Source organism: Ruminococcus sp., assembly GCF_019417665.1.
Taxonomy (GTDB): Bacteria; Bacillota; Clostridia; order Oscillospirales; family Ruminococcaceae; genus Ruminococcus_C.
The window spans coordinates 42490-53554 of the sequence record NZ_DXUU01000016.1 but is presented as its reverse complement, the minus strand read 5'-3'; the positions used below and the strand labels follow the sequence as shown (position 1 = coordinate 53554).

Below are 11065 nucleotides of genomic sequence, written 5' to 3'. Positions count from 1 at the left end.
ATAGTTGATATGAGAATTATACCATAAATCAATTCAAAAGTCAATATGTCAGTACGCTAGGACTGCGCAAGCCCTGGTCGCCGTCCGCAGACGGCGAAACACACCGACGCATTCTCTTATTTTGTTCTCGTTAACTTGGTTAAAGACTAAAAAATGAAATTCTGATACACATCATTGACTTTTTCTGCCTGGCATGCTATAATAGGCTTTGAAATTTGTCAGAAAAATGACTTTGCAATGATGTAGGGTGAAACAAACATGAAAATCGTAATTATTGGTAATGGAAAGGTCGGCAGCAACTTGTCCTCTGCCCTGGTGCGGGAAGGACATGATATCACCGTGGTGGACAACGAGGAAACGCACCTGCGCAAGTCTCAGAACATGCTGGACGTCATGTGCATTGAGGGAAACGGTGCGACTTCGGAGACCCAACTGGAGGCAGGCGTCAACAAGGCAGGACTTCTGATCGCAGCAACGCCTTATGATGAGCTGAATATCCTCTGCTGTCTCATCGGAAAACGGCTGGGGGCAAAAAAAACGATCTCCCGTGTGCGGATGCCGGAATATTACCGGCAGATGCACCTCATTCGGGAGGATCTGGGCTTGTCTATGGTCATCAATCCGGAATTTGCCACAGCGGATGAGATCATGCGTGTACTGGTATTTCCATCCGCTGCAAAGGTAGAAGTCTTTGGAAAGGGCAAGCTAGAACTTGTAGAATACCGTCTGCCCCAATTTCAGTGGCTGGACGGGCTGAGTTTCCAGGAACTGTATAAAAAAGTCAAGACAAAGTTCCTGATCTGCGCCGTACAGCGCGAAGATGAGGTCTTTATCCCAGGCGGCGACTTCACCCTGTGCCCCGGTGACAGGATTCATGTAGCTGCTTCCCATAAAAATATTGAACGCTTTTTCCGTGCCAGCGGCTTTATGAAAAACAAGGTCAAAACCGTTATGATCGTGGGCGGCGGCAGTGTATGCTATTATCTTTCGAAACAGCTGCTAAATATGGGGATGAAGGTCAAAATCGTGGAAAAAGACCGCCAACGCAGCATGAAGCTAGCAGAGCTACTGCCCAAAGCCATTGTTATCTGCGGCGACGGTACAGACCAGGATCTGCTGGTGGAAGAAGGCGTGTTGGATGTGGATGCTTTTGTAGCACTCACAGGTATCGACGAGGAAAACATAATCATTTCCCTGTTCGCAAAAGACAGCACAAACGCCAAAGTGGTGACGAAAATCAACCGAGATAATTATGTTGCACTTGCATCAGAGCTGGGGCTAGATTGTGTGATCTCCCCAAAATATCTGACGACCAGTAATGTGGTGAGTTATGTGCGTTCTCTGGCAAATGCCGCCGGCAGCGAAATCGAATCCCTTTACCATCTGGTGGGAAATCAGGTGGAGGCCATTGAGTTCCGTGTCAAAGACCGGATTCCTGGTCTGGTGGGCATACCGCTTCATGCGATGCAGCTAAAGAAAAATATTCTCATCTGTGCCATTATCCGCAAACGTGAAATTGTCATACCAGACGGCAACGCTGTCATTGAAATGGGAGATTCTGTTGTCATTGTCTCCAAAGAACATCGGATCTCCAGTCTTAAAGATATTTTGAATTAGGCGGTACGAGATGAACAAAGGAATTGTATTTCATTATTTATCCAGGGCAATGCTGATCGGTTCGGTACTGTTTTTGATTCCATCGGCAGTGAGTCTGTATTTCCGGGAATATTTCTGTGCCGGAATATTTCTGCTTGTGGGCATTTGCGTGGCAGCGATATCCCTGCCCTTTTCGCTGATACACCCCAAAAATAAGAATATGTTCGCCCGGGAGGGCATGGTCATCGCAGCGCTGCTGTGGGTACTGTTCTCTATTGCCGGAGGAATGCCCTTCTATCTGAGCGGCTGTATCCCCAATTTCTGTGATGCTGTATTTGAAAGCGTTTCCGGCTTCACTACAACCGGTTCCACCATTCTGACAGATATCGAAACACTGCCAAAGGGCATGCTGTTCTGGCGTAGCTTTACCCATTGGGTTGGCGGCATGGGCGTACTCGTACTCGCTGTCGCCATTATGCCGTCCTCCAGCCACGCCTTGTATCTCATGCGTGCGGAATGTCCCGGCCCCCAGGTGAGCAAACTGGTACCCAAAGGGAAATTTTCGGCACTATATCTATACGCAATCTATACCGGACTGACCATTGTAACCATAATACTGCTGGCTGCCGGCGGAATGCCTCTTTTTGACAGCATCTGCCACGCCATGGGGATTGCCGGGACAGGCGGTTTCAGTATCAAAAACGCCGGCATTGCCTATTACAATTCCCCCTATCTGGAGGGTGTTGTGACAGTGACCATGCTGCTCTTCGGTATCAATTTCAGCCTGTATTATTTCATGCTGATCCGACGGTTCCGGGAAGTACGCAAAAACACGGAACTCAAGGTGTACCTGAGCATCTTTGCCATATTCACCGTATTCATTATGATAAACACCCAGTCCATCTATCACACTGTGGGAAAAGCATTCCGATATGCGGTATTTCAAGTAGCATCCATTATGACCTCCACCGGCTTTGCCACAGCGGATTATAACCAATGGCCCATGTTCTCCCAGATGCTGCTGCTGATTCTGATGTACATCGGTGCCTGCGGCGGTTCTACTGGCGGTGGATTCAAGGTACAGCGGTTTGTGATTCTCTGCAAAAGCGGTGCGCTGTCCATGCGGAAAATGCTGCACCCCAATTCTATTAATTCTATCAAATCCGACGACAAAACCATGAATGAAGAGACGGTATACGGCGTGATGCATTATCTGATCCTCTATCTAGGCATCGTTCTGGCATCCATGCTCCTGCTGTCCCTGAATGATCTGGATTTCGGGACAACGATCTCGGCAGTTTCCACCTGTGTGAACAACATTGGTCCTGGCATGAACCAAGTAGGACCCATGGAAAATTTCTCCTTTTTATCGGACTTTTCCAAGATCGTGCTGACGGCGGATATGCTCTTGGGACGTCTGGAATGTTTGCCCCTGCTGATCCTATTTGCACCGTCTGTCTGGCGGAAGAATTTTTAAGATGATACCAAAAACGCATCTGAACCGAAAATTCAGATGCGTTTTCATTTATCTTAGAGTCTGTTCAGTATCTGGGCGTGCGCAGATTGCGCAGTCAGATTTTTTGGGAGATGAAGTGAAAAACGGAGGAAATCCTTTGTGGATTTCCGAGTATTTTCGCAAAATCTCCCAGAAAAGATGCAAGCAAGATGCGTGCGAAAAGATGCTGAACAGGCTCTTACGGCTTGTCCGCATACACTGTATCTGCAAGCTGCTGCTGCGCTGCTGCAAAATCCACCTGCAACACTGATTCGCCGCCAATATCCGCACCGCTGAAGGTGCCGTCTGCAGGGATCCGCTGCTGCGCCATATCATGGCTGATCAGCTTAAAAGGCGTTGTCACCGCATATCCATACAGTGCACCCACAGAGAGATTGGTAGTCATCTTCGGCAGAGCCGACATACAGATAGATGCCAACCGCAAGGGGTTCTTTTTCGCCTTTTCCATGACCTGCTGCATGACTGTCCGCTGCCGCTCGGTACGCTCAAAGTCCGCATTTCCCACATAGCGAATACGGCTATAAGACAGCGCCTGTTTACCGTCCAGCGTCAGTGTACCGCCGCTGTCCAGCAGATCGTCCTCCCGGTCGTCACCCATGATCTCGTTGACCTCGCTAATAAGGATCTCATTGACTGCCTGGGCTTCTTCATCAGAAATGGTCAGTTCCACGCCGCCCACGGCATCTATCATTTCCGCACAAGCGGCAAAGGTGATCATAACATAATCGTCAATATGTACATCATAGTTGGATTCCAGTGTATCCATCAGCAGCTCCGGACCACCGTAAGAATATGCCGCATTCAGTTTTCCGCTGCCGTTTCCGGGAATTTCCACGTAGGCATCACGCATAAAAGACGTCATGTAGATCTCCTTGGTTCTGGAATTCATGGAGACCAGGATCATGGAGTCCGACCGTCCCCGTTCCTGTTCCGGATCTCTTGTATCCGTGCCGATGACCAACACATTTTTTACATAAGAGGCATCCAGGCTGCCGCTTGTGACGCTGCGTTCTCCGGTGGAGACACGGTTCATCCCCAGAATACCCACCATGGCGATTGCTGAATACAACAGAAACAGCGCCACGATCAGGGTGATCACCAGCTTCACGATACGCCCCAGCAGTGATTTTTTCTGCCGACGGCGAGGTGCGCTTCTCTGCCGGGATACAGGTTCCGGAGCACTTTGCCGGGACTGTCTCGGCGGTGGGCTCTGCCTCTGAGAAATAGACCGCCCAGGCTGACTCTGTCTCTGAGGCTGGTGATAACTGGACGGTGCGGACTGTCCCCACTGCGGCGGTCGCTGCCCGGAGGCAGACCGATTTTGCTGAGGCGGTCTCTGTCCCGATGCCGGCTGACGATACTGGGAATTTGCAGGGGCACTGCCGGAGCGTGAATAATTTCCCTGTGCCGGACGGTTCTGCTGTCCATAGCCGCCGGGAGCACTCTGTCGAGGACGCTGTCCCTGAGGATAACCGCCCTGTCCATAACTATTTTGCCCGTAGCCGTTCTGAGGATATGACTGCTGAGGGTAGCCATTTTGCGGATAACCATTCTGGGGATATCCGTTCTGAGGATAACCGTTTTGAGGATACCCATTCTGTCCTGCCTGTCGCCGTACCTGTCCAGCGTTCAGCTGCTGTGTATCATACTGATCCGTAGGCTTCTCAGATTCTGCCACACGGAAAAACATGGTCTCTTCCCCGTCTGTATTGTCCCCGTTTTTATGATATTTGTCCATATTCAGACTCCTTTCCGTGGGTCAGTTTTTTCTTAGACAAATTCGAAAAATATTTCGTTGCAAACATCCCACTGGGATGTTTGCAAAGCTTAACTTACTAAAATGGTTCACGAGGGGAAAGCGGACAAGACCGCTTTCCCCTCGAAAAGCTATCGCTTTTCTCACCCCTATTCCCCGCGGCGCAAGAGAATGCGCCAGGGTGTTTCGCCGTCTGCGGACGGCGACTAGGGACGCTGTCCCTAGACTCTGCCAGGGCTTACGCAGCCCTGAACCTGCGCCAGCTGTGCTCAGCTGGACCAGCATGATATGCACCCTTTCTTAGAAACTTACAGTAAATTTTCTTTTTTTGCCTTTTTCATCTCATCGTATCCGCACCGCAAGCGCTGTGATCGCTGTAAGAATCAGGTGATACACAAAGAAAAACTGCGCTGTCACCTCTTCATAGGCTCCGGTAACAATATGTATCATCGCCAGAGACAAACCCAAAAGCGCTGATACGATCTGCAAAATCACACCGATCACTGCCGCACGTCTCACCCGGCGTGCGCCCAGCAACAGTCTGGCTGCACCAAAACCCTTGCCGCCCACCGTCATAGAAGCGCTGGCACAGCCCAAATCGGCTGTCTCCCGCTGAAAAAGATTGTGCATAGACGTGGGAATGATCTTCATAAGATGCTCCGAAAAATCGAACAGGGATGCCAGACGGCGCAGGGATACAGAACTATCCACGCTGCGGATCACCAAAGCAATGCGTTCCTGCCGCAGCGCCTGCATCTGCCGGCGCACCATAGGGTCAGCAGTGATGCGAATAGAAAACATAGCGGAAAGCACACCGCTGACAGAGAGATACAGCACATCGCCGTTACCCTCTGCAAGCTCTGCCTCCCTTGTCTTCGTGGGAAGTCCTTCAATATTGTGATTCGCCATCATTTCCCTGCCGCCGAAGAGTACCCGGCGGTTGGCGATCCAGCCGCACAGTCCCAAACCGTCCTCACAGACGAATTCTTCCACTTCACGCAGTGCCTCATGATCCGGGATCATCTCCGAAAATGCACTTTTCAGCATACTTTCTGCATGGTGCACCAGACTGGCGGCATCCAGCAGTACCTCATCCATTTTTGCACCAGAGAACACTTTCATTCCCTGGATCTGCACCGAGCCATTAGGAAACAGATCGGTTGCCTCCACCAGCAGGGCGTTGGTATCAAAGAAATCATCCACACTTTGATAGCCCAGCATAGCACTGTCAGAAGCTGCCGCCTTTTTGGATTCTCGTTCCAAAGGGAGATTGACCACCAATGCGCTGGCAACACAACAGCCGGCTGTCATGAGCATCGTCAATACCGAGAGAAGAAAACTCAGCCAGAGCATGTTGAAAGATGTGCCCATGCGGATCAGCGTCATACCCACTGCCACTACCAGTGCGATCCCGGCGCAGACCGGCGTCATGGGACGGCATAGGGCATCTGCTATATCTGTGGAATACGTATAACGCAGGATATCACAGAGAGAATCTGCCTTGCGCACCGACGTCACAATAGGAAAATCGTTGAGCACGCCCCGTGTCAACAACTCTGCCGTTTCCTCCTGGGAAACATAGGAGAGTACACGTTTCTGCCCGGTACGGGAGATCACATTGCAGTTGCGCAAAGCACGCCGCACCACCAGAAGCCGTCCGACGGCATTGCAGAACAGTGCCATCAGAGCGCAGGGCACATAGAGATGCACCGTTTCCGCTGCCAGCACTGACGGGGAAATGACTGCACAGACCGCCCCTGCCATTGCCGGCAGAAGGGGCAGCACTGCCATGCTGTCGCTATCCGCATGAAAACGCAGAAAATTCCACAATCCGTTTTTGACTGTGGGAAAAGCCACACCCAGACCAATTGCAGCCAGAAGCAGCTGTGCAATGGCATAACCACGTGGCGTCAGCAACTGAGTTAGTGCACCGCCGCCTACCGTCTCGCTCAGCGCCATAATACCGCCCAAGAGCGTCAGGAGCAACAGGGCGAGGAAACGGAAAAATACCACATTTCGCAGACTGTTCAGATTTTTCCGAATGGCTTCCAGATCGTCCGGTTTCTGTTTCTGGACATCCTCGCCGAAAGAGTGACTGCGCACACGCTGACGAATGGCACGAAATTTTCCAGTTTCCTGATTTTCCTGATAATAATACCCCTGATCTTCTTCCCAGCGCCGCCGGGAAGAAGGCGCTTGTTCGCCGGTGTCAAATCCGCTGACACGCTGAAACTCGCCGGTCACAGATTCCTTGGCGTAAGATACATCTGCCGTTCTGCGTCGTCTTTTTCGGCTTTTTTCCTTCGCACGAGTGGAATCCTGCATCTGCCGGATGCTGGGACGATGCTTTTCCCCATCAAAAGGCATCTCCCCTTCCGGTTCCAGGAGCTTCACAGCACCGTCATAGGCTTCGTCGCTGCTTTCCAGATAAGCAGCATTATAGTTTTTCGCTCCGGCGGCATTGACAAAGGATACATTTTCCCGGCGCAGCTGCTGTGTGGGAAAGCGTTCCCGGAGTACCGGTGCTGCCGATTCATACCGTGCCGCCTGCGCAGCTTTGTTCGCCTTAATATGAGAAATAGTGGACTTGATATCCACCAGATCCTCCTGTCCCTCCTGAGATTCCTCCGGAACCACTGCACGATAGCTAGAATTTACCTGATGCAGCGGACGGTTTGAAGTTGCCACTTCCACCAGCTTCTCTGTCTCCAGCGTACCATGGGAAAGGGGCTGTTCCTCCGTCCGACGAATACCGGAACGTTTCCCATCAGCGCTGTATTCATTGAGGATCTCTTCTAATGTAAATTTATGATCTGCCATAGTTTCTCCTGTTGAGCCTGTTTCCTGAAAACAGGGATAGGCTCTTATGTACCCGGCGCCATCCGCTGGCGCACTGCTTCATACAAAAAGATTCCTGCCGCCACAGAAGCATTCAAGGAATTGACCTTTCCACGCATAGGCAAGCTCAGCATCCCATCGCAGGTCTCACTGACCAGCCGGCTCATACCAAAGCCCTCCGAGCCGATGACAAAGGCTGTACCGCCGGTGAAATCAGTCTCTGTATAGGACGTGCCGGCGGCGTCTGTCCCGTAGATCCAGACGCCGTGTTCCTTGAGTGTCTCCATTGCTGCCACCAGATTGGAAACGCGTGCCACCGGAAGCCAGCTCGCTGCTCCGGCAGAGGTCTTTCCCACAGTCAGAGTCAGTGAGGCACTGCGGCGTTTCGGGATAATGACACCGTGTGCGCCTGCCGCTTCTGCGGTACGGATAATTGCCCCCAGATTGTGGGGATCCTGAATACCATCGCAGAGTACCAGCAGAGGCGGCTCGCCCCGGTCTGCGGCATTCTGGAGCAGTTCCTCCAGGGAGACATACTGCCCGCAGGCACCTTCTGCCGCAACGCCCTGGTGCACCGCACCGCCGGTCAGCTGAGACAGTTTTGCATCTGTGACCATCTTCACAGGAATCCCCCGATCTTTCGCAAGAGAAATGATCTCCTGCAAACCGCCGCTTTCCTGGCTGACATATATGGTATCCACTGCTGCACCGCTGCGCAATGCCTCCAATACCGGATTCCGTCCGGCGATCCGTTCGTTTTCGGATACATCCTGAGGACGGGGTGTCCGGTGTTTCTGTGATTTTTTCTGACTCATTGCGTTCCTCCTGGATTCATTCATGCTGTCCGGTTCTGCAAAATATCTGCTTTCCCGGACGTTCTTTTCCATTATAGCATGACTTTCGCAAAAAAACAAGCGTAATTTGACGCATCTTCAAAGCAAGCTGCGAATTTTTGTTCTTGAATTAGGAATTAGGCGTTAGGAATGAAGAATGGCGGTGTTCGCTGCGCTCACGAATCTAAAATTAGTTCAAATTTTGCAATTTATAATTCATCGCTGCAGGCGATACCACCATTCCTAATTTCCATTACCGCACCAAAAAGCAGACCACTGCCGTTCCCACACAGCTGAGCAGCACCAGCAGCAAAGAGCGCAGCCAGGCACGCCTGCCGGATCTTGCCGGGGCTGCCTCCATCAGCAGTGCATCTGCATCCGCCTGAGATAGCTGCTGGGGCAGTTGAGTGATACCCGGCTTGAGATAAAAGACCGCCCGTTCAAAGTACAGGCTGTCCGGATGATTCACTTCAATGATCTTCTTCTGCACGCCCTTTACCATATGCACTTCCTCCTATTTTCCCTAAGGCAACACCGCACAAAGACCGCCTGACGGCTTTGCATGTCATATGCTTGCATATTTTCCGTCATATTTCACAAAAATGCTCGTGAATACACAAAGTACTTGTGCCCGTGGGTATTCACTCCGCTTTTTGTTTCATCTGACATGCAATCTTTATGCGGTATTACCTTAGATTTCAGTAGGAGTATGTGCACTTTATGAAAGCTTCAAACAAGAAAAATCTGATTTTCCACAAAAAGCGGTTTTTCGACGGCAATATTTGTGGAAAACTCTGTGGAAACAGTGGAAAATCCATTGTGTTTTCCAGTTTCTTTCCCCTTTGTGGAATCCTGTGGAACTATCCCTTCGGGAGGTTATATTTTATTCACATTCCGGTGCTGTCAAAGGCATGGTCAGCGTATCTGTCCGGAACGGTGCTGCCGGGATACCATTTGTGCCGTAAAGGGTCACTGCACCATAATTTACCCAGTTATAACGCACGAAGCAAGGTGTCGGAACTGTATCGCTGGTCAAGTGCACTGCATTGCCGTCCAGTACTGCCTGCGCCGGATAATATACCCCATCCGCACCGGCAAGCTCAAAGCCTGTGGGCTCGCCATGCCATTCCATGCCCTGCTGTGCATGATCAAACCAGACGGTCATGGTATCCCCGGAGACTGCGCTGCTGCGGTACATAGGTCCGAATGCTGCCAGATCCCGTTCGCCGTATACCAGATGTCGTGCCAACAATGCCAGACGATGTCCCACCGGATGCTTGTCCGTGGGATGGATATTCCCCAATTCGCCGCAGTCCAGGGTCACTGCGATACCAGTATTTTTCACTGTGCGGTAAACACGCATCTGTGCTTCACGTAGTTTGCTCCAGGTGCCGTTTTCCGGAGCGTCCTCATAGGCAAACATAGGCAGCTGCACCAGCAGGAAGGGCAGGGAATCGTCTTCAAAATCATGCCGCCAGCGAGAGATCATGACAGTCAGCAGGGTGGCGTAGGTATCGGGACGATGATCATCATTTTCGCCCTGATAGTAGAAAAAGCCGCGGAGGGTATAGGGTGCTACACGCTTGAGCATGGTATGATACATGCCAGCCGGACGATAGGGACTTTTCACGCCCATAGGCCCTGGCCAGCGATTTTCACCACAGCGGCGGATCACTTCGTCCCACTTCATATTGCCGTCCTCCTGGTAGCACTGTTCCATGCGCTTTGTCCAGGCGGTATGATATTCCACATATTCGTCATAGGCAGCGATCATCTCGGCATCTGTCTTACCTTGAACCGCTTCACGATAATCATCCAGATAGGCATGACCTGCGGCATGTGCCTGTAAATCCGTCTCCGGCATCCAGCAGCTCACGGAAGATCCGCCGAAGTTACAGCCAATAATACCCACGGGAACGCCCAGCTTCCGCACCAGTTCCTTTGCCGCCAGGTATGCCACAGCCGACCAAGTGCCACAGGCTTCCGGCGAAGCCTTCTGCCAGCAGCTGTTCTGAAATTCTTTCTCATAAGCTGCATCCACAAAGGTATTCCGGGGCACTTGGAAACAGCGCACGCCGGAATCTGCACAGTGTTTCAGTTCCTCAGCGCCGCCCTTAGCGTCCTTCAGCATAAATTCCATGTTGGACTGTCCGCCGGCAAGCCAGACCTCGCCGAATGCCACGTCTGTAAAAATACGATCATTGACAGTCAGGGTGCAGTCTGTGCCTGCGCTCATGGGCGGCAAAGTCACACGCCATGTTCCATCGGGAGCAACTGTTTCGGCTGCAAAGCGGTTTCGTTCCGGTACAGAAACAGTCACAGTCTCGCCCGGCTTTCCCGTGCCGAACACGGCGATATTTTTGTCACGCTGCAGGATCATATGGTCAGAAAAAATAGGAGAACAATGAATCATTTTCAGATCCGCCTTTCTATGTTCAGAATCAGATAGGTTTATTATACAAGGTTTTCTGAAAGATGTCAATGCAGCGGTTGACATTCCCTCTCGCACATGATACAATACCAAAA

The 11065-nt window shown here is 51.3% G+C and carries 7 protein-coding genes; 2 read left to right on the top strand and 5 right to left on the bottom strand.

All coding sequences use genetic code 11. The annotated features are described in order from the left end of the window. Nucleotides 1-258: 258 nt before the first annotated feature. Complete coding sequence (gene trkA, locus QZ375_RS06130) at nt 259-1617, top strand: Trk system potassium transporter TrkA (RefSeq protein WP_295216834.1); 1359 nt, start codon at nt 259-261, stop codon at nt 1615-1617. Between the two features lie 10 nt (nt 1618-1627). After that, on the top strand, nt 1628-3073 hold the full coding sequence (locus tag QZ375_RS06125) for a TrkH family potassium uptake protein (protein ID WP_295216829.1): 1446 nt from the start codon (nt 1628-1630) through the stop codon (nt 3071-3073). Between the two features lie 217 nt (nt 3074-3290). Here QZ375_RS06125 and QZ375_RS06120 read toward each other — a convergent pair whose 3' ends face one another. From QZ375_RS06120 to QZ375_RS06100, 5 genes are all read right to left on the bottom strand, one after another. Continuing rightward, on the bottom strand, nt 3291-4850 hold the full coding sequence (locus tag QZ375_RS06120) for an LCP family protein (RefSeq protein WP_295216825.1): 1560 nt from the start codon (nt 4848-4850) through the stop codon (nt 3291-3293). Between the two features lie 360 nt (nt 4851-5210). Next, complete coding sequence (locus tag QZ375_RS06115) at nt 5211-7688, bottom strand: hypothetical protein (RefSeq protein ID WP_295216819.1); 2478 nt, start codon at nt 7686-7688, stop codon at nt 5211-5213. A 44-nt stretch (nt 7689-7732) separates the two neighbouring features. Continuing rightward, nucleotides 7733-8521 carry a 23S rRNA (guanosine(2251)-2'-O)-methyltransferase RlmB gene (gene rlmB, locus QZ375_RS06110; protein WP_295216816.1) on the bottom strand — a complete coding sequence of 263 codons (789 nt, stop codon included), beginning with the start codon at nt 8519-8521 and terminating at the stop codon, nt 7733-7735. Nucleotides 8522-8792: 271 nt separating this feature from the next. Then, nucleotides 8793-9041: a hypothetical protein gene (locus tag QZ375_RS06105; RefSeq protein ID WP_295216813.1), complete on the bottom strand. Its 249-nt coding sequence runs from the start codon at nt 9039-9041 to the stop codon at nt 8793-8795. Nucleotides 9042-9422: 381 nt separating this feature from the next. Next, on the bottom strand, nt 9423-10952 hold the full coding sequence (locus tag QZ375_RS06100) for a sialate O-acetylesterase (RefSeq protein ID WP_295216810.1): 1530 nt from the start codon (nt 10950-10952) through the stop codon (nt 9423-9425). Between the last annotated feature and the right edge of the window lie 113 nt (nt 10953-11065).